Source organism: Paraburkholderia sp. Clong3 (assembly GCF_050436485.1).
Taxonomy (GTDB): Bacteria; Pseudomonadota; Gammaproteobacteria; order Burkholderiales; family Burkholderiaceae; genus Paraburkholderia; species Paraburkholderia tuberum.
Genome location: NZ_JBNDMH010000003.1, coordinates 654,924 through 675,456 on the forward strand (window position 1 = coordinate 654,924; position 20,533 = coordinate 675,456).

A 20,533-nucleotide genomic window follows, 5' to 3' on the forward strand; every position below is an offset into this window, starting at 1 on the left:
CCGCTGATCGCGCAACGACGCACACGACGACCCGCAGCGAGGAGGAACCATGACAGACGCCGCCATCGTGGACGCACTGCCCGCGTCCACCGCGCACAGCGACGCCGCCGCGCCCCACATCGACCTCGCGGCGCTGTACCGCGACTCCGGCATCGGCGACGTGCTCGGCGAACTCGATCGCGATCTGGTCGGGCTCGCGCCCGTGAAAACGCGCATTCGCGAGGTCGCCGCGCATCTGCTGGTCGAGCGCGCGCGGGCTTCGCTGGGTCTCGCGGGCAGCGCGCCGACCTTGCATATGTGCTTCTCCGGCAACCCCGGCACCGGCAAGACGACGGTTGCGCTGCGCATGGCGGAAGTGTTGCACCGGCTCGGCTACATTCGCCGCAATCATCTGGTGTCGGTCACACGCGACGATCTGGTCGGCCAGTACATCGGCCACACCGCGCCGAAAACGCGCGATGTGCTCAAGCGCGCGATGGGCGGCGTGCTGTTCATCGACGAAGCGTATTACCTGTATCGCCCGGAGAACGAGCGCGACTACGGGCAGGAAGCGATCGAAATCCTGTTGCAGACGATGGAGAACCAGCGTAGCGACCTGGTCGTGATTCTGGCCGGCTACTCGTCGCGAATGGAAGTGTTCTTCGAGAGCAATCCGGGTTTCCGCTCGCGCATCGCGCATCACGTTACGTTTCCCGATTACGAGGAAACGGAGCTGCTCGAAATCGCCGAGCGGATGCTCGGCGCCATGCATTACCGCTTCGATGCCGCGTCGCGCCGCGCGTTCGCCGACTATCTGGCGCGCCGCATCCGCCAGCCGAATTTCGCCAACGCGCGCTCGGTGCGCAACGCGCTCGACCGCGCGCGGCTGCGCCAGGCGAACCGCCTGTTCGCGAGCGCTTTGCAAGGCGGCGAGCCGGTCGACGCCGCCACGCTGACGCTGATCGATGCCGCCGACGTGCGCGCGAGCCGCGTGTTCGACGCGCCGCCGCAGTCCTCGCAATCGCCTTCCACCGCGCGCGCCGTCACGGCGCCGCCGTGCTGAATCACGACACCATCGACGGAGAACGCCATGCAGGATGGACGCACGACGCTTTCGAAGTTCCTGATCGACACGCTCGATCGCCCGCCGTGTACGGACGACACGCGCGACACTGCAGGACTCTCCGCGCTGCTGATCGACGTAGCGGCGGCCATCAAGTCGATCTCGGCGATGCTGACCAAGGGCGCGCTAGGCGGCAACTACGGTTCCGCGCAAACGCTCAACACGCACGGCGAGCAACAGAAGAAGCTCGACGTCTCGACCAACGAGATCTTCGTGCAGCAATGCGAGTGGGACGGCTTGCTGGCCGCGATGGTGTCCGAGGAAATGGAGCACGTCTACGCGATTCCGCCGGACTATCCGCGCGGCGAGTATCTGCTCGCGTTCGATCCGCTCGACGGCTCGTCGAATATCGACATCAACGGCGTGGTCGGCTCGATCTTCTCGGTGCTGCGCACGCGCGACCCGGCAGAGGATGCAACCAGCGAAGCCGCGTTCCTGCGGCCGGGCTGCGAACAGGTCGCGGCCGGCTATGCCGTGTATGGACCGTCGACGATGCTGGTGCTGTCGGTCGGCAATGGCACGCATGGCTTCACACTGGAGCGCGACATCGGCAACTTCGTGCTCACGCATTCGAACATCCGGATTCCGGAAGAAACCGGCGAGTTCGCGATCAACGCATCGAACGAGCGCTTCTGGGAGCCGCCCGTGCGCCGCTACGTGCAGGAGTGCAAGGACGGCCGCAGCGGCTGCCGCGCGCGCGACTTCAACATGCGCTGGATCGCGTCGATGGTCGCGGAAGTGCATCGCATCCTGATGCGCGGCGGCGTGTTCATGTATCCGCGCGACTCGAAAACGCCGGCGATGGAAGGACGCCTGCGCCTGCTCTACGAAGCGAACCCGATGAGCTTCCTGGTCGAGCAGGCGGGCGGCCTCGCGATCACCGGCCGGGAACGCATTCTCGACGTCGCGCCGCGCGCGCTGCATGGCCGCGTGCCGGTGATTCTCGGCTCGAAGAACGAGGTCGAGCGCATTGCGCGCTATCACGGCGAATACGACCGCGGCGAGGACAAGCCGTTCACGTCGCCGCTGTTCGGCACGCGCTCGTTGTTCCTGCCGGATTTCACGGCGTGATCAGCGACTGACGGCGCGCTCAGCGCACAGAACACAGTCATCCGGAGACAAACGCATGTCAGTCAAACATCCGATCATCGCGGTGACCGGCTCGAGCGGCGCCGGCACCACCACCGTCATGAAGAGTTTCACGCATATCTTCAGACGCGAGCACATCAATGCGCAGATCGTCGAAGGCGACGCGTTCCATCGCTACGACCGCAACGGCATGCGCGCGGCGATGCAGGAGCGCGAACGCGACGGTGTGCCGAATTTCAGCCACTTCGGGCCGGAAGCGAATCTGCTCGAAGAACTCGAAACGCTGTTCACGCGCTACGGCGAAAACGGCAGCGGGCAGTTTCGCCACTACGTGCACGACGCGGGCGAAGCGCAACTGTACAAGCAGGACGGCGGCACCTTCACGCCGTGGGAGGAGGTCGCGCCCAATACCGACCTGATGTTCTACGAAGGGCTGCATGGCGCGGCGGTGACCGACAGGGTCGATATCGCGCGGCATGCGGATCTGCTGATCGGCGTCGTGCCGATCATCAACCTCGAATGGATCCAGAAGCTGCACCGCGATCAGACGATGCGCGGCTACACGCACGAAGCGGTGGTCGACACGATCCTGCGGCGCATGCCCGACTACGTGAACTACATCTGCCCGCAGTTCTCGCGCACGCATGTGAACTTCCAGCGCGTGCCGACCGTGGACACGTCGAATCCGTTTACCGCCCGCGAGATTCCGCAACCGGACGAGAGCTTCGTCGTGATCCGCTTCGCGCGGCCGAAGGGTATCGACTTCCAGTATCTGCTGACGATGCTGCACGACTCGTTCATGTCGCGCCCGAACGTGATCGTCGTGCCGGGCGGCAAGATGGGACTCGCGATGCAGCTGATCTTCACGCCGATGATCCTGCAACTGATCGACCGACGCTCGCGCGCCTGAGCGGTACCGGACGGATACCGAGGTTCATTTCGCAAGGAGAGATTCGATGAGTGCAGTCGCGCAACCGCTTGGCGCACCCGCCACGCGTCGCGGACCGCGCGCGTTGAGCCCGCCGTTCGCCAGGATTTCATTTCATATCGAGGAGCACGCAATGGCCTTCATCACCCTGCGGCAACTGCTGGATCACGCGGCCGAACACGACTACGGCGTGCCCGCGTTCAACGTCAACAACATGGAGCAGATTCACGCGATCATGCGCGCGGCCGAGGCCACCGCTAGCCCGGTGATCCTGCAGGCCTCGGCCGGCGCGCGCAAGTACGCCGGCGAGCCGTATCTGCGCCATCTGGTGCTCGCCGCGCTCGAAGCGCACCCGGACATTCCGCTCGTGCTGCATCAGGATCACGGCGCGAGCCCCGCGGTGTGTCAGCAGGCGATCCGCTCGGGCTTCACGTCGGTGATGATGGACGGCTCGCTGCTGCCCGATCAGAAAACCCCCGCCGCGTACGACTACAACGTCGAGGTGAGCCGGCGCGTGGTGGACGCCGCGCATGCGGTCGGCGTGTCGGTGGAGGGCGAGCTGGGCTGTCTCGGTTCGCTCGAAACCGGCACGGCAGGCGAAGAGGACGGCGTCGGCGCACAAGGCAAGCTCACACGCGAGCACCTGCTGACCGATCCGGACGAAGCGCGGCGCTTCGTCGACGCGACCGGCGTCGATGCGCTCGCGATCGCGATCGGCACGTCGCACGGCGCGTACAAGTTCAGCCGCGAGCCGACCGGCGACATCCTCGCGATCGACCGGATCGCCGATATCCATGCGCGCATTCCGAACACGCATCTGGTGATGCACGGTTCGTCGTCGGTGCCGCAGGAATGGCTCGCGGTGATCCGCGAATATGGCGGCGAGATGCCGACCACCTACGGCGTGCCCGTCGACGAAATCCGCCGCGGCATCGCGCACGGCGTGCGCAAGGTCAACATCGACACCGACATCCGTCTCGCGATGAGCGGCGCGATGCGCAGGTCGCTCGCCAACGCGCGCGCGGAGTTCGATCCGCGCGCGGCATTGAAGGCCGCCACCGCCGCGGCGAGCGCGATCTGCGTCGAGCGATTCGAGGCGTTCGGTTGCGCGGGGCGGGCGGCGCGCATCAAGCCGCTGCCGCTCGATACGATGGCGAGCCGCTACCACTAACGCCACGGGACGGAGAACGCAATGCGCGAATTCCTGATTGCGCCGTCGCTGCTGTCGGCGGATTTTGCCCGGCTCGCCGACGAGATTCGCGACGTGACGGCGGCCGGCGCGGACTGGATTCATCTGGACGTGATGGACAACCACTACGTGCCGAACCTGACGGTCGGCCCACTCGTGTGCTCGGCGATCCGGCCGTACACGACGCTGCCGTTCGACGTGCATCTGATGACCACGCCCGTCGATCCGCTGGTGTCGGCGTTTGCCGAGGCCGGCGCGAACCTGATCAGTTTTCATCCGGAGGCGACGCTGCACGTGCATCGGACCATCGAACTGATCCGCTCGCACGGTGCGCGCGCGGGGCTGGCGCTGAATCCGGCGACGCCGCTCGCGGCGCTCGATCACGTGCTGGAGATGCTCGACGTCGTGCTGGTGATGTCGGTGAATCCGGGCTTCGGCGGCCAGGCATTCATCGCCGAAACGCTCGACAAGCTGCGGCTGCTGCGCGAGCGCGTCGACACGACGATGCAGCGCACCGGGCGGCCCTTGCTGATCGAAGTGGACGGCGGCGTGAAGGCGTCGAACATCGCGCGTGTCGCCATGGCGGGCGCGGACGTGTTCGTTGCCGGGTCGGCCGTGTTCGGTGCGGGCGATCGCGCGCAGGCGATCCGCGGCATGCGCGGCGAACTGGCTACTGTCGACGAACCCGCGGGGGTGGCCGCCATGCAGTGATGGCGCTGCTGTTTCAGCGCTTTTTCATCGTCTCGCCCGGCGCGCACCATGCGCTGAGATCTTCTTCAGGCCGGTCGACCGCGCAGCCCCAGTCGAGCGGCTGGTCCTGATCGAAGCGCTTGCCGAGCCGCCATGCAATCTCGGCGCGCGCAAGCTGCACGCCCATATAGAACGCGTGGCCGCCGTCTGTTTCGAGGTTCAACTGCGGGTACAGCGCGAACGGATCGTCGCCGCGACGATGGCCGTGGCGGTTGTACACGTGAATGCCGTCGGCGCTGATCTGCACGCGGAAATTCGGGTCGCGCACGCCGCGCGCGAATTCGTCGATTTCTTCGGCGCTGTACGGAAACGGCCGTTTCGCGTGGACCGTCGCGAGTTCGGTGCTGATGCCCTTCGGCAGCACCTGCGCATCGCGCGCGGCATGCATCACGCGGCGCGCGACATCGGCTTCGCGCAACGCGCGCCGCGCATGCTGGCTCACCGACGTCGCCAGCACCGCGCCAACGCGCAATTCAGCCGCCATGCCGAGCAGCACCGCGTTGATGCCGCTCGTGTCGGCCTCGGTCAGTTCGGTCACGTTGCCGATGCCCATCATGATCGCGATGTCGGGATAGCGCTCGCGCAAACGCACATAGCGCGCAATCGACGCGGCCAGCCCGAACGGAATCGGATCGAGAATCGGATCGGCGAGAAACGCGCGGCCGCGCGCGGACAGCGCGTCGATCGCGGCGTCGAGCGAAGCGGGGTCGGCCGGTTCGCGCGCGACGAGGATCGGCGTCGACGGCACTTCGTCGGCGATCCATAGCGTGTCGAGGTTCAGGCTCATCAGATAGTCGGCGCCCGCGCGGCCGCCGCGCAGCAGTTCGTCGTTGCGCATCGAATCGACGCTGACGCGATAGCCTTCGGCCTTCAGCCGCCGCACCGCGTCTTCGAGATGCGGAAACGCCGTGTCCGGCAGGCAGCCGATGTCGATCACGTCCGCGCCTTGGGCCGCATACTCGCGCGCCCTTGCCGCGATGCCGTCGAGGTCGAGGCGCGGCGCATCGACGATCTCCGCGAAAATCTCCGTGTCGTAGCGGCTCAGATCGAACGGCTTCGCCTTGCGGCCGAAAAATTGCGGCAAGTCCTTGACCTCCTCGGGACCGCGTTCGAACGGCACGCCGTAGTGCGCGCCCAGCGCGTCGAGATCGCCACGGCAGCGGCCCGGCACGATCACGCGCTGCGCGGCGAGCGGCGCGCTCACGCGGCGCTGGATCAGGTCGGCGGTCATCAACGCGGCCACTTGCAGGCCGATTTCGCGCACCTCCCAACTGAACGGTGTCGGCGCCATGCCGTCGAGCACGCGCCGCAGGCTCGGTTCGGCAAGCCGGCCGGTCAGGAAGAGGAGGTGGTCCATGCGAGGTCGAGGGTCGCGAGGCGTTGGGTGAGCGCCGCTTCGAGTTCGTCGAGCGAGCGCGCGAGCGTCGTGTATTCGAAGCGCGCCAGACGCTCGACGTTGTCGAGTTCGATCGCCCGTGGCCGCAGTTCGACCCATTCGTCCGGGCTATGCGTGATCACGCTCGGTTCGGTGTCGCACGCAAAGACGATGCCGGGGATGCATTGCTTGCCGGCCTGCGCGTACATATTGGTCGGCAGCGTATCCGAGATGCCGTAAGCACATTTGGCGACCGTGTTGCTGGTGGCGGGTGCGATCACGACCGTGTGATACACGCCGTGATACAGCATGCCGACCGGCACGCCGCTCGCGCTGTTGTCGCGCAGTACGCGAAAGTGTTCGCGCAGCTTGTCGAGCGACCAGCCATAGAGCGGCAGCACTTCCTCGGCCGCCGCGGACAGAAACAGATCGACGCGCGGCAAGCGCCGCGCGAGCGCGATCGATTCTTCCAGCATATGACCGGAGCCGGTCACGCACCACGCGAAGTGCGCATCCGGCCTGAAGTCGGCGAGATCGCGGGCGCCCTTGCGGGCAGACTCGCTGGGGGACCTGAGGGACGACCCGGTCATGCGTCGAGATCGAACGGCATGCCGTCGGCCGGCGAGCCTTCATGCGACAGCGCGGATGTGCAGCCGGCGCATCTTGCGATACAGCGTATTGCGGCTGATGCCGAGCGCCTTCGCGACGTTGCTGACGTTCCAGCGGTGCTCGTCGAGCAGCGACAGCACCGTTTCGCGCTCGTTCAGCTGGATCGCGTTCAGCGAAGAAATGTCCGCTTCGTCGGCGAGATGCCCGTCCATGTCCGCGTTCGCGAGGCGCAGCGCGATTGGCAGGTCGACCGCCGACGTGCGTTGCGTGACCTCGGGCGGCAGATGCTCGCAGCGGATCGGCTCGCCGTCGGACAGCGCGATGGCCATCTGCAACACGTGACGCAGCTGACGGATATTGCCGGGCCACGCGTAGGTGAGCAGCGCGTGTTCGGCTTCCGGCGTCAGATCGGGCGGATCGTCGGTTTCGTTCGCGAGCAGATGATGGATCAGCGGCAGCTTGTCGACGCGCTCGCGCAGCGCCGGCAGATTCAGCTCGACGCCCTTGAGCCGGTAGTACAGATCCTCGCGGAACTGCCCGCTTTGCACGAGTTCGAGCAGATTGCGGTGGCTCGCGCTGATCAGCTGGAAATTGACCTTGACGGTGGTCTCGGCGCCGAGCGGCGTGACCTCGTGTTCCTCGATCACGCGCAGCAGGCGAGCCTGCAACACGAGCGGCATGTCGCCGATCTCGTCGAGAAACAGCGTGCCGCCGTTGGCCTGCACGATCTTGCCGCGCCGTCCTTCGCGCTGCGCGCCGGTAAACGCGCCCGCGCGGTAGCCGAACAGCTCGCTCTCGATCAGGTTCTCCGGCAGCGACGCGCAGTTGACCGGCACGAACAGACCGTCGGCGTGCGGGCTGATGCTATGCAACGCCTGCGCGAAGACTTCCTTGCCGGTGCCGGTCTGGCCGCGCAGCACGATCGGAATCTTGCGCTGGATCACGCGCGCGGCCAACTGGATCTGCGAGGCCATGCGCGGGTCGCCGAATTCGAGGTGCGCGATCTCGTCGAGCTTCGGCACCGGCGGATGTTTCTCGTGTTTTTCGGCGGCGTTGGCGCGCATGGCGGAGTCGGGGACGAGCACGCGCGTCACGCGCCCCGTGGCGTTTTGCGGCGTCTGCGCGACGAGGAAAAAGCGGTTCGTCGCGTTTGCGCTGTAGACGGTGACCGGATGGAACGAGCCGCGAATGCTGCGCGCGATCATGTCTTCGAGCGACGCGTTGAATGCTTCCTCGATGCGCCGGCCGCGCAGCTCGCTCAGCGAGCGGAAGCCCAGCTGGAACAGCGCGCTGCGATTCGCGGCGAGCACGGTGCTGTCGTCGCCGACCGCGAGCTTGCCGCCGTGCAGCGTGCCGACGAATTCCGGGCGGCTGTGGAAATGGATCATGTTGGCGTGCCGGTAGCGCGCATCGAGCAGACGGTTTTCGATCATCTGCCGCGACATGCCGACCAGCACCAGCGAGTGCTGCTGCAGCAGCTTCGAGCGGCTCGTGACGTCGAGCACGCCGGCGATTTCGCCGCCGTCGTCGAAGATCGGCGCGGCCGAGCACGTCAGCGACGTATAGCGCGGATAGAAATGCTCGTGCTGACAGACGGCAATGCAGTCGCGCTCCGCGAGACAGGTGCCCATGCCGTTGGTGCCGGCTTCGCGTTCGCTCCACAGCGCGCCGACGCGAAAGCCGTCGACGGCGACCGCCTCGGCGAACGGCACGGACGACACCTGATGCACGATCACGCCGCCAGAATCGACGAGCACGACCGCGAGCTCGGGATCGGCCAGTTGCTGGTAGAGCGTCGTCATCTCGAGCTTCGAACACGCGATCAGATCGCCGAGCGCCTCACGGCGCGCGCTGAGTTCGTACTCGGTGAGCACCGGCGGCGGCACGAAACGCGCGGGGTCCAGCTGGAATTCGTTGATGCAGCGCGTCCACGACTGAGCTACGGGTTCGCTTGTCGGGCGCGTGGTCAACTGATGGTTGACCACGTTCAGAACTTCCCGGACGTGCGTACTGCTGTCAGCGAGCAACGACATGGGATTTGTCTCCGTTGCGTCATTTCGCAAGCGTGACTGCTTCGCACGCCGCGAATGCCGCTTTATCAAGCCTGCCTGCCCCTGGCGCGGCGCAATCTCGGTTCGCCTGCGCCCTCCCGACCGGCCCTACTAGGAGGCGGGTGTTGAAAACTGTACGCCCGATGCAGGATTGGTTCAACAGAAAGTCACACTGGGTTTACCTCACTGTGCCCGGATTTTGCTTTTCTCGATGCGCGACGCGTTAAACGGGTTGCAGGTTGCATGCCTGTCGCAGCTTCGGCACAGAGTGTGCCGCGCGTCGTTCAGTTCTACTGTTCTACTGTTGCATCGTTTCGCTCGTCATCACAGGCTGTTCAATCCTGGGCCGCGCCGCGGCGGAGATCAAATCATGGATCGTTTCGATACTGTTCGCCTTGCCGCATTTTCCAGCCTCGGCGCCAATCCCGGCCCGCAAGTCGGCGCGTTGCCCGAGCGCCTCGACATCGTATTCATCGAGAATTTCATCGGCCAGACGGTCATCGGTATCGATAGCAGCGAGTTGCATGTTGCGCAACCGGTGCGTGTGAACCTGGCTATCGGCGTGCCAGCGATCCGTGCCTGCGCGACGGACCGGATCGAAGATACGGTCAACTACGCGGCCGTGCGCGGGGCGCTGCTCGAGCTGTTCGCGTCGCATCGCGTGCGGCTGCTGGAGGCGCTTGCCGAGACGATCGCGCAACGGCTGATCGCCGACTTCGGCGCGCACTGGGTGCGCGTGTCGCTCGCGAAGCCGGCCAAGTTCGCCGACCTCGCGGCCGTCGGCGTGCAGATCGAGCGGCGTCGCGGCGATGGCTCGGCGGCGGCCGTGGGTCTCGCGCGGTACGCGTCGCTGGGCGAGGGGCTGGTGCCGAATTGAGGGGGGCGCCTAGCCGGGGGCGCCTAGCCGGACGCGCCGAGCGGGGGGCGCCGAGCCGGACGCGCCGAGCCGGGCGCGCCAAACGCCCGGCGCGTTTCAGGCCGTGGTCATTTCGCCACGGTCGACGTCTTCTGCGGACCGAGTCCGCACGCCTGATATGCGCTGGTTTGCAGCGCGCGGAAGCGCCTGGTTTGCGCCTTCGCATGATCGACGCGGAATTCCGCGCCGCCTTCGCCGCCTAGCGTCGCGTACTTCGAGAAGGTCGACTGGTCGACGAATTCGTCGTACGGCAACGACGCGGCCATCTTGTCGATCACGCACGAGCACTTGTAGACGTTCGCGAAATCGTGGCCGTTATCGTCCATGCAGCTGAGCACGTATTCGACGCGACCCTCGGTCGGATAGTTGTAGCCGCCCGCCCACGCGAGCGGCGCGGCGAGCAGGAGCGAGGTAAAGGCGAGAAGCGCGCGACATCTGTTGGTCATTGAATGCCTCTGCGAGAGCATTGAGCCTGCTTCGCGAACCGCTGCGCGAGATGCGTGCCTTGCGGCCGCGAGGCGACGGGATGCGCGAGGAGGCGGGGCCGGCAACGGCGCCGCGTCTCCTGCGCTTGCGTGCGCCGTCAGTTCGGCGCGAACGGATGCGCGACGCTGCCCTTCTTCGCCAGCACTTCAGCCGCGCTCGGGTCGCCGCTGACCGCGCGCTTGATGGCCTCGCGCGTCGCCTGATAGTTGAACTGCTGGATCTTCTTGTCGTCCTCGGCCTGCCAGTGAATGAACACGCCGACGCAGAGGAACAGATCGTCGGCTTCTTCCTGCGGGATCGTGCCGTCCTCGACACTGTCGGCCACCGCGAGCGCGACCGCGTGCTGCGCCGGGCCGAACATCTGCACGGCCTGCTTGGCGCCTTTGATCGTCACCTTGTTGAACAGGATCGTATTGGGCTTCGTGATGAGATTGGGCGCGACGACGGCGAGCAGCGACGTGAAGCCGTCCTTGTTGTTGGTGAGCGCGTTGCAGAACGCGGTTTCCGCAGCCGAACCTCGCGGTCCGATCAGCAAGTCGATGTGCGCGACCTCGTTGCCGTCGCCGACGAGCGATTCACCGATCATGACGCGGTTGATCTTGGCCATTCTGTTCCTCCAATGAGTAGGTATGGACCTGCCGACGAGGCGCCGCCCGCGATCGTCCAGATCAGCATCGCGAGAGCGGTGCGGGAATGCACGGCGGTACTAACTAACAGGTTCCGTGCCAGTTGTTGCTAAGGGCCTGCTGACGCGGCTGTTCGGGTCTTCTTCAGTCCAGACGATTCAGGGTTAACCGCGCCCTTCGACGCAGCGCGCAAGAAACAGCGTGGCCACCGCGAGGTCCGCGCTGGTGCCGGGATTGATCGCGCGGGCCTTCAATTCGGCATCCCAGGCACCGAGTTGCGGGTCGCCCGCCGGGCGGCGCGCGGCGGGTCGCGCCTGGCGCCAGCGCGCGTGCTGTTCGCGTGCCACGAGCGTGACACTCTGCGCCAGCGCGCGGCCGTGCTTGCGCACAATGTGAGAGTCCGGCCAGCCGCCGAGGAACGTGAGAAACAGGTTGAGCATCGCGATTTCGCCTGGATCGGCGGGCGCGGGTTCGGGCGTCGGTATCGAGGCTTCGAAGTAGGCGGCGAGGCCGGTGTCGAACAGGTCGGCGAAACCGTTCGCGTACTGCCGCGCGATGCTGTCGCGCTCGCTGGCAAGCCGCATCGCCTCGCGCAGGCCGATCGTCGGCGGTGCGTGGACCGATTGCTCGGGCGCGTCGCCGAGGCCGCCGGGATTGGCGAGCGCGATCGCGCGGTAAGCAAGCCGAGCGTCTTCGACGTCGAGCCGGCTCAGCACGTCGCCGACGGCCGCGCGCCACGCTTGCGCCGACACCGGCGGTTCGCCGGTTTCGTCGAGGGCCGCGGCGAGCGGCGCGACCAGCAGCACGATGCCGAGATTCGTATTGCAGCCGACGGCCGCGCGCGTGCGCGTGACCGCGTCGAGAATGCGCCGTCCGACGCGCTCGCCGCGCGCGAATAGCGCGTCGAGCGACGCGTCCGCGCTGGCGAGGAACTGGGCCGCGTGCATGCCGTGGCCGGGGCTTTGGGTGCTGACGTTGCCGGGTTTCGGCGTGGTGACGTCGAGCGCGCAGGCTTCGAGGAAGGCCGCGCGCGCGTGCTCGACGGGAATCGCATGAGTGTCGGGCATCACGCTCAAGCCCGGCGCTGCGCAGACTGCTCGGGCAACCCGGCGCTAGCGGCTTGCCCGGCCAGCCTGCGATCGAGCAGATCGTCGACGAGCGCCGCCGCGACATCGAGCGGCACGACCGACTGCAAACCGCGCCACGCGGCCACGCCGTTGACTTCGAGCACGAGGGGCAGCGCGGCGTCGTCGGCATTCGGGATCAGGTCCACGCCCGCGTAGTCGAGCCCGAGCGCGGCGGTTGCGCGCACTGCCGTCTGTGCGAGCGGGACCGTCAGCTCGGCGGGCTCGCAGCGCGCGCCTTGCGCGACGTTGTGAATCCAGCCCTTGCCGCCGCTGCGCCGCATCGCCGCAACCGCCTTGCCGCCAATCACGAGCACGCGCCAGTCGAAACCCGGCCGGTCGCTTGCGACGAAGCGCTGCAGATAAGCGACCTGCCGATAACGCGCGAGCGACGGCAACGGCGCGAGCAGCCCGCCGCGCGCGCCGAGCCGTTTGAGCCCGTGGCCTTGCGAGCCGAACAGCGGCTTGAGCACGACCTGACGGCCGGCGGCCGCTTCGCGCATCAGTACGCGTTGCGCGAACGCGGCGGATTCGCCGGCCCAGGTGGCCGGTGTCGGCACGCCCGCGCGATGCAGCAGGAAGCTCGTCATCGACTTGTCGACGCTGCGCTCGATCGCGCGCGCGTCGTTGTACACCGGCACGCCCGATTCACGCAGCGCGTGCAGGATGCCGAGCCGCAGCGTCACCTGCTCGAAGCTGCCGCCGGCGATGCCTCGTACGAACACCGCGTCCGGCAGCGTGCGGCCGAAGCCCGGGATCGCGAGGCCGTGCGGCAGCCACGTGGTGTCGATGCGGCAATCCGCGAGATCGACGCAACGCGCCTCGGCGCCGCGCGCGCGGAACGCCTTTTTCAGCCGGCCGGTGTGCCAGCCGGTTTCGTCGGTCATGATCGCGATGCGCACGCCTGATGTGATCATCATCGCGCGACCGACTCGCCGCCCCACTGTTTGCGCAGCAGGCCGCCGTCGAGCCGGCCGCCATGATAGGTCGCGCCGCTTTCGAGGCTGCTGACCCACACCTCAGCGGGCGCGAACAGCGCGGGATCGATCTGATAGAAGTCGAAGTTGACGGCCGTGAAGACGTCCGCGAACGGCCGGCCGTAGTCGCGCGAATTGGCGGAGGGGAGGGTGTCGGCGAGACGTTGCGCGATCTCGTCGTGCTGGACGCTCAGGTGCACGCGGCCGCCGTACAGGATCGCGTCGTTGGTGCGGCCCATCGCCTGAATGCCGTCGGGCGCGGGCGGCGGCAGCGGCGCCGAGCCCGTCCCCGCGACGATCTCATCGAGCGGCACGCCGAGCACGTGCACCTTGTGCAGCGCAACTTCGACGACGCGGGCGACGACCTGTACCGTTCCCGCGACAGAGTGTGTCGGCGTGACGATCAGCGTCAGGTGTTCGGGCGCGAGGCCGCAATCGTGCAGCACCTTGTCGATCACGACCTGCGGCGGCAGGCGGTCCACTTCGAGCACCAGCGCGCCGCGCTCGTGGCGGTCGCGATAGCCGAGTTCGTCGAATAGCGGCTCCTTGACCGCGAGCGCGCGCGCGGGCCCCGAGCCGAGCGAAAAGAATTTCTTGCCACCGGTCTGCTCGCTGGTCGCCGACAGGCTCCAGCCCGCGTACTGGCTGCCGAGACAGGCGAGCACCGGCGACGATGTGCTGACCTCGAGCATCGTCGGCCACAGCGGCGCGGCGTCGAAGTTCGCGCGTACCGCGACGCGGCCGAGACCGCCCATGCAGATGCGCGCGATCAGCACGCCGGCGTCGAGGCCGCCGCGCGCATCGACGCCGGCGTCCGCGATCACGGTGCCATCGCGCGTGCGCGTCAGTGCGACACCGAGCTGTGCCGCTTGATCGACGAGCCGTGCTACGAGGCGCTCTGAAAGCGCGTTCACGCTCGGCAACGCGGCGGGCGGGGAAGTCTCAGCTGTGGGCGTGGAGGCAGGCATGGTCGGGTTCATCGCAGGTTTCGATTCGTTGGACGACGCGTTCGTGCTGCGCGTCGAGCGCGGTGAGCACCGCGTCCACCGATGCCGCTCGCGCGTGCAGCGTGCAGACCGGCTGCCCTGCGTCGATGTGGGTGCCCGGCATCGGCACGTCGCGGCATTGCGGATCACGCAGGCAGGCGTCCGAGAACGCGGCCGAGACGCTGAACGGCCGCTGCGCGTACAGCACGCGCTGGCCGGCACGCCGGCGCGGCGCGCGGGCGAGCGCGAGGCTCGCGGCCGACGGCGCGCGGCCGTGGCGGCACGCGTCGAGGTGGCAGGCGAGCAGGCCGGCCGGCCATGCATCGGGCGACGCGGTTTCGTAGAGCGCCATCGTCGACGAAGGGCGCGGGTTGATTTCGAGCACGTCGAACGAGGTGCCGTCCGACAGGAAGTCGCAGCTGTTGATGCCGACGAGGCCGGTGTTTGCGCACAGCGCGTCGAGCGCTTGCTGCACGCGCGCGATGAACGCTGGCGGCAAGTCGATCGGCCCGATCGAGCCCGCATGCACGAAGCGCAGATCGCCGATCGCGCAGGTGAATTGCTCGGCGAAACCGATCAGATGCGCGCTGCCGTGCGCGCCGATGAAAAGTGCCGACAGCGAGCGGCCCTGGCCAATGCGCTGGAAGTAGCCGTGCGCGGAGTCGGTCGTCAAATGGAACGAGTCGGCCGCCTCGATATGCGTTCCGCCACAACCATCCGCCTGCTTGAACAGCCAGCCCTCGGCCGTCGCGGGCCGCTCAAACGACACAGCCGGATGCGCAATCCGCAACGCGTCGAGCAGCGCGAAAAAACGCCGCGGCTCGCGCACGGCCGCGATCGCCTCGGCAGCGTTGCCGAGAAAGCGCGGCAAGCCGGATTCGCGGCACAACTGAGGCATCAAAGGTTCGAGCCCGCTGCCGCCGATCCAGCCAAGCAAACCCGGCAAGCGCGCGACACGTGCAAGCGCATCGACGAGCCGCGCCCGGTCGATCCCGAGCGCGCCATCACCACGGCCGATGTCGAACCATAGCTCGGCGGCCTCGCGCGTGTCGCGGTCGCCGAAGATATCGAGCGCGGCGACATGCAGGCCGGCGCGCGCCGCGGACTGCGCGAGCAAGCGCGCGGACTGCCCGACGACCGCGACTAACGGCGCATGCATGAGCGGGCGGTGCGACTTCATGACGACCGCGCTCAGCCGAGACCGGCCGCGACCGCGCGGGCCTCGTCGTAGGCTTCCGGGAAGCCCAGGTAGACCGGCTTACCACCCGTGCGCATGCGCATGAAGAGGCGATGCTCGACCTGATATTTGACGTTGCCGATCGCCAGCGCGCCGATGCCGACCGCGCCCGCGTTCGGCACGCCGTCGATCGGCTTGCCGTCGTTCATCACGTTCACGCCGGCGATCCCTTCGGGCGGCACCGCGTTGACGTCGGCGGCGACGAGCAGGCGCTTCGCATGCACGAGGTCGTCCCTGCCGACTACCTGCGCGCCCGCGACGGCGGTGGCGAGCACGATTTCCGCGTCGGCGAGCGCGCCGCGCAGTTCGTCGGGCGTCGTGGCGCTGATGCCGTTCGTGAAGATGCCGAAGCGCTCGTTGACTTCGGCCGAGGCCCCGAGCGCGCGATTGCGGTCGTGGTGGCTCGCGATCGTCACGTCGGCGCCGCGCGACGCGGCGATCGCCGCCGCGATGCGCCCGACCGCGCCCGTTCCGCCGAGAATCAGCACGCGCTTGCCGCCCAGCTCCACGCCGTGCTGTTTGCCCAGATGCCGCTCGACCAGCGCGACGAGCGCGGCCGCGGTCGTGTACGAACCGCTCGGATCGGCGAACACCGAGACCTCGAACGGCGGGACCATCGCGCGGCGCGCGGTGTCGAGCATGTCGGCGGCCTGCATCACGTCCCGTCCGCCGATGAAGATGCCGGTGCGCGACACCCCTTTCGGGCCGCGCGAGAAGATCGCGTCCTGCGTCAGATTCGCGACCATGCCCGCTTCGACGTTGCAATACGGCACGATGACCTGATAGCCGGCGTCGGCGGCCATGTTGACGTCGAACGGACTCATCTGCGGCGTGGCCGTGAACATGTGCAGGATGTAGGGCCTTTCAAGGGTTTCTGACATGGCAGGGGCTCGTTTTAGTGGCAATCTCGGGGACGGCGCAAGGCAAGGCAAGGCCGCGCCGCGCGTGGCAGCGCCTTATGTAAGCGGCGGTAAGCGGCGGCCTGAGCGGTGCAGCGCATCATGCGGCGTCGATGTGCGGCGCGCGCGCCTCGGCGCCGCTGATCGCCGCGCCGCTGTTGCGGCCCGCGACGACGCTGCATTCGATATGCGGCAGCGCGCTCGCGACGGCGCGCGCGGTCGCGAGTGCGCGGTCGGCCTCGCGCGCGCTCGCGAGCACCGCGAAGCCAGTCGGGCCCCACGAGGTCTGGCCGATGCCGGCGGTGCGTTCGGCGGCGACCGCGCGCAGTACGTGCTCGACGTCGGGACTCGCGAACACGCCGCCTTGCGCGCTCGCGAAATACTCGCCGATGGTCTGCTGCAGCTCGGTGAGGCCGTGCGCGAACGGCGCGAAGTTATGTTCGGCGGCGCCGGGCAGGATCTGCATCAGCACCAGATGGCACAGATGCGCGGCGAGCCGCTGCGGAAACGGCGCGAGCGATGCGAGCGCGCTGCGTTCCTCGGTACCGTGCAAGCCCTCGCGGCTGTTGTCGCTGACGAGCAGCACGCGCCACGGCTGCGGAAACGGCTGGCGCGACAGCAGCGGCGGCATGCTCTGGCGCAGATCGCCGGGCGGGCCGCCATCGAGCAGCAGGCCGCCGCACTCGAAGCCGAGTATGCCGATGCCGGAGCGGGCGCCGCGCCCGAGCAGACTGGCGAGCTCGGCGCTCCGCGCCGGCTGGCCGACGAGGCGCGCGAACGCGGTGCCGACCGCCAGCGCCAGCTGCGTGCCGGAGCCGAGGCCGGTGTGCGCGCGTGGCGCCTCCAGCAGGTCGATCGCGAGTGTCGCCGGTCCATAGGCAGCCTGCAGCCGCGCGAGACTCAGCGCGATGCGCTCGCGCTCGGCCTCGCTGACCACCCCGCCGATCTGCTCGCGTTCGGCGAGCCGCGCTTCGATCCGCGTGCCGTGCGTATCGATGACGAGCCCCAGGCTGCCGAACGCACGCCCGAGCGACGCGTTCGGATCGAGAAAGCCCAGATGCAGCCGCGCGGGCGCATCGATCGTGATGGGGGCGCGTGGCGGCAGGCGGCGGAGCTGAAGCGGCATCTCGAGTGTCCTCAGGTGTCCTTGCGGGTGCGCAAGACCGGGTTCGGCCGCGGGGCGTCCGCAACGCGTCGCGGGTTCCAGCGATAAGTGCACCCGGCGACGTCAAGCGAAAGCCGTACCAGGCACGCGCAACGGCCGCCGCCGCGGGTTCGGCCCATTGGAACCTCTAAACGGGCACGCCGCGCCCCACGCGGTTCGCCGCCGCATGGACGCTGTGTGACGCCGAAGGCGCAGTGTGTCACGCGCTGTTTCATCCGGCGACAGGAACGCGTGTCAACTGCCTTGCGCGGGTTTGGGCGCGTCGTACTTGATATAGCGGAAGCGCTGATCGTCGGCGGGCGTGCCTTCGAGCGGGCCGTCCTCGAGGCCGGGCTGCCAGTGGACCACCGATTCGATCTTCGTCGCGAGCGCGAAGTCCTTGTCGGTGATGCCCTTGGCGCTGTGCGTCTTCAGCTTCACGGTCACGAAGGCGTACGAGACCGTCAGATCGGGGTGGTGCCAGGCGGCTTCCGCGAGGTGGCCGACGGTGTTGACCACCATCAGCGTTCCCTTCCAGCCCTCGGTGCGGTATTTGCGCCGCAGCCAGCCATCTTCCAGATACCAGTGCTGCAGCGGACCGACGAGGCGCTGCTGGATCTCTTCGTCGGTATAGACGTGCTCGGTGTTTGCCATGGCTATTGCTCCTCGAATGCGCGAATCGATCGCCGAACGAAGCATCGTTGCAAGTGACAGGCCCGTGCCGCGGCGTGTGATTCGCAAAGGACACGATTCGTATCACGCAAGTGACACAGTATGTGCCGCATCGCGTGACGCAGGCCCTTCAGCTTACCGCCATGCAAGCATCAGCGTGCAACGCCCGAGTGCCGCGACACCTCGCGCGTGCCGAGTCGCCGGGCCAGCGCAGCCAATAGCGGCAAACGTTGCCGCTATTCCGGCATGGAATATGCGTCGGCCGTTCATGCGTCGCGAAGCCCGACATCGAATCGGGATAGCGCGTTAATCGTTACCCGCACTCGAGAAGGCGCGCACGATGCGATGAGGTAGCGTGGGTCATTCGTGAGTTGAACAGCAGGACAATTCTGGAGGAGACATGAACTTACGCACTGTAGTTCTTGGGCTCGCGATCCTCGCATCCGCAGCCTTTGGCTCTCTGGCTGCGCAGGCCGATTCGCAGCTCGACGCGCTGATGAAAAATCCAGCCAACTGGGCGGCCCAGGCGGGCGATTATGCGAATCACCGCTACAGCCCGCTCAAGCAGATCAACGAGAACAATGTCGGCAAACTTCAGGTCGCATGGACCATGTCGACCGGGGTGCTACGCGGCCATGAAGGCGCGCCGCTCGTGATCGGCGACACGATGTATGTCCACTCCCCGTTTCCGAACAAGGTCATTGCGGTCAACCTGAAGGATCAGACGTTCCTCTGGCAGTATCAGCCGAAGCAGGATGAACAGGTCGTCTCCGTGATGTGCTGCGACACCGTCAATCGCGGTCTCGCGTACGGCGACGGCAAGATCTTCCTGCAGCAGGCCGACACCAAGCTCGTCGCGCTGAACGCGAAGACGGGCGACGTGGTGTGGACCGCGCAGAACGGCAATCCGAAAGCCGGCGAAACCAACACCAACGCGCCGCACGTATTCGGCGACAAGGTGTTGACCGGGATCTCGGGCGGCGAGTTCGGCGTGCGCGGGCGTCTGATCGCGTACGACATCAAGACCGGCAAACCGGCCTGGACCGCGTACAGCACGGGCCCCGACAACGATATGCTGCTCGACCCGCAAAAGACGATGACGTACTCCAACGGCCAGATGGTGCCGGTGGGCGCGGATTCGTCGCTGAAGTCATGGAAGGGCGATCAGTGGAAGCTCGGCGGGGGCACCACGTGGGGCTGGTATGCGTGGGATCCGAAACTCAACCTTGTGTACTACGGTACCGGCAATCCGGGCACATGGAACCCGACGCAACGTCCGGGCGACAACAAATGGTCGATGTCGATCTTCGCGCGCGACCTGAATACCGGCATGGCCAAATGGGTCTACCAGATGACGCCGCACGACGAATGGGACTATGACGGCGTCAACGAAATGATCCTGTCCGATCTGACGATCAACGGCAAGCAGGTGCCCGCGATCGTGCACTTCGACCGGAACGGCTTCGGCTATACGCTCAATCGCGTAACCGGACAGCTGCTGGTCGCGCAGAAGTACGACCCGGCGGTGAACTGGGCCGACCGTGTCGACCTGCAAAGCGGCCTGCCGATTCGCAACGCGGCGTACTCGACGCAGGCGGCCGGCTCCGATCACAACGTGAAGGGCATCTGCCCGGCGGCACTCGGTTCGAAGGACCAGCAACCGGCGGCATACGATCCGAACTCGCACCTGTTCCTCGTGCCGACCAACCACGTCTGTATGGACTACGAGCCGTTCGATGTCGACTACGTGTCGGGACAGCCGTATGTCGGCGCCACGCTGTCGATGTATCCGGGCCCGAACGAGGGCAACGCGATGGGCAACTTCATCGCGTGGGATGCGAGCAAGGGCAAGATCGTCTACTCGAAGCCGGAGAGGTTCTCGGTGTGGTCGGGTGTGCTGGCGACCGCGGGCGGCATCGCGTTCTACGGCACGCTGGAAGGCTACCTGAAGGCGGTGCGCATCAAGGACGGCAAGGAACTGTGGCGCTTCAAGACGCCGTCGGGAATCATCGGCAACGTCTTCACGTATGAGTATCAGGGCAAGCAGTACGTCGGCGTGTATTCGGGCATCGGCGGCTGGGCCGGCATCGGCATGGCGGCAGGTCTGGAGAAGCCGACCGAAGGTCTGGGTGCGGTCGGCGGCTACAAAGATCTCGCGAAGTACACCGCGCTCGGCGGCACGCTGTTCGTGTTCGCGATTCCCGGCGAAAAGAGCTGAACGAACGGCTGAAATGAAAGGCTGAACGAGCGGGGCGGCTTGAACAGGCACGGCCGCCCCGTCAGCCTCGCGCAAGCATTGAATCACCCCCAGATCGCGCCCGTTGGTGGATGGATGCGTCGATGAAACGCATCGGGGCGCGGCTTATTCCCAGA

18 protein-coding genes and 1 pseudogene are annotated in these 20,533 nt (G+C 67.1%); 7 read left to right on the forward strand and 12 right to left on the reverse strand.

What is annotated here, in order from left to right:
* Window positions 1-49 precede the first annotated feature (49 nt).
* From cbbX to rpe, 5 genes are all read left to right on the forward strand, one after another.
* Window positions 50-1,042 carry a CbbX protein gene (gene cbbX / locus OKW30_RS26415; protein ID WP_429348046.1) on the forward strand — a complete coding sequence of 331 codons (993 nt, stop codon included), beginning with the start codon at window positions 50-52 and terminating at the stop codon, window positions 1,040-1,042.
* Window positions 1,043-1,069: 27 nt separating this feature from the next.
* Entirely contained in the window at window positions 1,070-2,173 is a 1,104-nt protein-coding gene (locus OKW30_RS26420) for a class 1 fructose-bisphosphatase (RefSeq protein WP_187629683.1), read from the forward strand.
* A gap of 55 nt (window positions 2,174-2,228) precedes the next feature.
* A complete protein-coding gene (locus OKW30_RS26425; protein WP_184067321.1) occupies window positions 2,229-3,101 on the forward strand; it encodes a phosphoribulokinase in 873 nt (290 codons plus the stop codon).
* A 151-nt stretch (window positions 3,102-3,252) separates the two neighbouring features.
* Window positions 3,253-4,290, forward strand: a complete 1,038-nt coding sequence (gene fba / locus OKW30_RS26430; RefSeq protein WP_429349174.1) for a class II fructose-bisphosphate aldolase — start codon at window positions 3,253-3,255, stop codon at window positions 4,288-4,290.
* A 21-nt stretch (window positions 4,291-4,311) separates the two neighbouring features.
* Window positions 4,312-5,019, forward strand: coding sequence for a ribulose-phosphate 3-epimerase (gene rpe / locus OKW30_RS26435; RefSeq protein WP_187629686.1), 708 nt, complete (start codon window positions 4,312-4,314; stop codon window positions 5,017-5,019).
* A gap of 13 nt (window positions 5,020-5,032) precedes the next feature.
* On the opposite strand, the gene OKW30_RS26440 is transcribed toward rpe, so the two are convergent.
* The 3 genes and pseudogenes from OKW30_RS26440 to OKW30_RS26450 all read right to left on the reverse strand — a co-directional run bounded on the left by OKW30_RS26440 (window position 5,033) and on the right by OKW30_RS26450 (window position 9,075).
* The gene (locus OKW30_RS26440; protein WP_429348047.1) at window positions 5,033-6,415 is read right to left on the reverse strand and encodes a DUF6513 domain-containing protein; all 1,383 of its coding nucleotides are present in this window, start codon (window positions 6,413-6,415) and stop codon (window positions 5,033-5,035) included.
* Window positions 6,394-7,023: a flavoprotein gene (locus OKW30_RS26445; protein ID WP_090809077.1), complete on the reverse strand. Its 630-nt coding sequence runs from the start codon at window positions 7,021-7,023 to the stop codon at window positions 6,394-6,396. Before OKW30_RS26445 ends, OKW30_RS26440 begins: the two co-directional genes overlap by 22 nt.
* Window positions 7,020-9,075, reverse strand: a pseudogene (locus OKW30_RS26450) (sigma-54-dependent Fis family transcriptional regulator). Before OKW30_RS26450 ends, OKW30_RS26445 begins: the two are co-directional and overlap by 4 nt.
* Before the next feature lie 388 nt (window positions 9,076-9,463).
* Here OKW30_RS26450 and OKW30_RS26455 point away from each other — a divergent pair.
* The gene (locus OKW30_RS26455; RefSeq protein WP_184064716.1) at window positions 9,464-9,970 is read left to right on the forward strand and encodes a dihydroneopterin aldolase; all 507 of its coding nucleotides are present in this window, start codon (window positions 9,464-9,466) and stop codon (window positions 9,968-9,970) included.
* Window positions 9,971-10,077: 107 nt separating this feature from the next.
* On the opposite strand, the gene OKW30_RS26460 is transcribed toward OKW30_RS26455, so the two are convergent.
* From OKW30_RS26460 to OKW30_RS26500, 9 genes are all read right to left on the reverse strand, one after another.
* On the reverse strand, window positions 10,078-10,455 hold the full coding sequence (locus tag OKW30_RS26460) for a hypothetical protein (protein WP_184064719.1): 378 nt from the start codon (window positions 10,453-10,455) through the stop codon (window positions 10,078-10,080).
* 137 nt (window positions 10,456-10,592) lie between these two features.
* Window positions 10,593-11,102: a formaldehyde-activating enzyme gene (gene fae, locus OKW30_RS26465; protein ID WP_090809086.1), complete on the reverse strand. Its 510-nt coding sequence runs from the start codon at window positions 11,100-11,102 to the stop codon at window positions 10,593-10,595.
* Between the two features lie 183 nt (window positions 11,103-11,285).
* The gene (locus OKW30_RS26470; RefSeq protein ID WP_429348048.1) at window positions 11,286-12,188 is read right to left on the reverse strand and encodes a triphosphoribosyl-dephospho-CoA synthase; all 903 of its coding nucleotides are present in this window, start codon (window positions 12,186-12,188) and stop codon (window positions 11,286-11,288) included.
* Window positions 12,189-12,193: 5 nt separating this feature from the next.
* Window positions 12,194-13,165 carry an ATP-grasp domain-containing protein gene (locus OKW30_RS26475; protein WP_429348049.1) on the reverse strand — a complete coding sequence of 324 codons (972 nt, stop codon included), beginning with the start codon at window positions 13,163-13,165 and terminating at the stop codon, window positions 12,194-12,196.
* A complete protein-coding gene (mch, locus tag OKW30_RS26480) occupies window positions 13,162-14,202 on the reverse strand; it encodes a methenyltetrahydromethanopterin cyclohydrolase (RefSeq protein WP_429348050.1) in 1,041 nt (346 codons plus the stop codon). Before mch ends, OKW30_RS26475 begins: the two co-directional genes overlap by 4 nt.
* On the reverse strand, window positions 14,165-15,388 hold the full coding sequence (locus OKW30_RS26485) for an ATP-grasp domain-containing protein (protein ID WP_429348051.1): 1,224 nt from the start codon (window positions 15,386-15,388) through the stop codon (window positions 14,165-14,167). The genes mch and OKW30_RS26485 overlap by 38 nt, the downstream gene beginning before the upstream one ends.
* Window positions 15,389-15,399: 11 nt before the next feature.
* Window positions 15,400-16,326, reverse strand: a complete 927-nt coding sequence (locus tag OKW30_RS26490) for an NAD(P)-dependent methylenetetrahydromethanopterin dehydrogenase (RefSeq protein ID WP_429348052.1) — start codon at window positions 16,324-16,326, stop codon at window positions 15,400-15,402.
* A gap of 118 nt (window positions 16,327-16,444) precedes the next feature.
* Window positions 16,445-17,470, reverse strand: a complete 1,026-nt coding sequence (locus OKW30_RS26495) for a beta-ribofuranosylaminobenzene 5'-phosphate synthase family protein (RefSeq protein ID WP_184064733.1) — start codon at window positions 17,468-17,470, stop codon at window positions 16,445-16,447.
* Between the two features lie 273 nt (window positions 17,471-17,743).
* Window positions 17,744-18,142, reverse strand: coding sequence for a 4a-hydroxytetrahydrobiopterin dehydratase (locus OKW30_RS26500; protein ID WP_090809095.1), 399 nt, complete (start codon window positions 18,140-18,142; stop codon window positions 17,744-17,746).
* A 418-nt stretch (window positions 18,143-18,560) separates the two neighbouring features.
* Here OKW30_RS26500 and OKW30_RS26505 point away from each other — a divergent pair, with 418 nt between their 5' ends.
* Entirely contained in the window at window positions 18,561-20,378 is a 1,818-nt protein-coding gene (locus OKW30_RS26505; protein ID WP_429348053.1) for a methanol/ethanol family PQQ-dependent dehydrogenase, read from the forward strand.
* Window positions 20,379-20,533: the final 155 nt, after the last annotated feature.

Bases quoted from the DNA above. Each gene is read 5' to 3' on its own strand.
- OKW30_RS26460 (WP_184064719.1), bottom strand. From the start codon at position 10,455: ATGACCAACAGATGTCGCGCGCTTCTCGCCTTTACCTCGCTCCTGCTC.
- OKW30_RS26440 (WP_429348047.1), bottom strand. From the start codon at position 6,415: ATGGACCACCTCCTCTTCCTGACCGGCCGGCTTGCCGAACCGAGCCTG.
- OKW30_RS26455 (WP_184064716.1), top strand. From the start codon at position 9,464: ATGGATCGTTTCGATACTGTTCGCCTTGCCGCATTTTCCAGCCTCGGC.
- OKW30_RS26505 (WP_429348053.1), top strand. From the start codon at position 18,561: ATGAACTTACGCACTGTAGTTCTTGGGCTCGCGATCCTCGCATCCGCA.
- OKW30_RS26490 (WP_429348052.1), bottom strand. From the start codon at position 16,326: ATGTCAGAAACCCTTGAAAGGCCCTACATCCTGCACATGTTCACGGCC.
- OKW30_RS26475 (WP_429348049.1), bottom strand. From the start codon at position 13,165: ATGATGATCACATCAGGCGTGCGCATCGCGATCATGACCGACGAAACC.
- OKW30_RS26425 (WP_184067321.1), top strand. From the start codon at position 2,229: ATGTCAGTCAAACATCCGATCATCGCGGTGACCGGCTCGAGCGGCGCC.
- cbbX (WP_429348046.1), top strand. From the start codon at position 50: ATGACAGACGCCGCCATCGTGGACGCACTGCCCGCGTCCACCGCGCAC.
- OKW30_RS26500 (WP_090809095.1), bottom strand. From the start codon at position 18,142: ATGGCAAACACCGAGCACGTCTATACCGACGAAGAGATCCAGCAGCGC.
- rpe (WP_187629686.1), top strand. From the start codon at position 4,312: ATGCGCGAATTCCTGATTGCGCCGTCGCTGCTGTCGGCGGATTTTGCC.
- OKW30_RS26495 (WP_184064733.1), bottom strand. From the start codon at position 17,470: ATGCCGCTTCAGCTCCGCCGCCTGCCGCCACGCGCCCCCATCACGATC.
- OKW30_RS26470 (WP_429348048.1), bottom strand. From the start codon at position 12,188: ATGCCCGACACTCATGCGATTCCCGTCGAGCACGCGCGCGCGGCCTTC.
- fae (WP_090809086.1), bottom strand. From the start codon at position 11,102: ATGGCCAAGATCAACCGCGTCATGATCGGTGAATCGCTCGTCGGCGAC.
- OKW30_RS26485 (WP_429348051.1), bottom strand. From the start codon at position 15,388: ATGAAGTCGCACCGCCCGCTCATGCATGCGCCGTTAGTCGCGGTCGTC.
- OKW30_RS26420 (WP_187629683.1), top strand. From the start codon at position 1,070: ATGCAGGATGGACGCACGACGCTTTCGAAGTTCCTGATCGACACGCTC.
- fba (WP_429349174.1), top strand. From the start codon at position 3,253: ATGGCCTTCATCACCCTGCGGCAACTGCTGGATCACGCGGCCGAACAC.
- OKW30_RS26445 (WP_090809077.1), bottom strand. From the start codon at position 7,023: ATGACCGGGTCGTCCCTCAGGTCCCCCAGCGAGTCTGCCCGCAAGGGC.
- mch (WP_429348050.1), bottom strand. From the start codon at position 14,202: ATGAACCCGACCATGCCTGCCTCCACGCCCACAGCTGAGACTTCCCCG.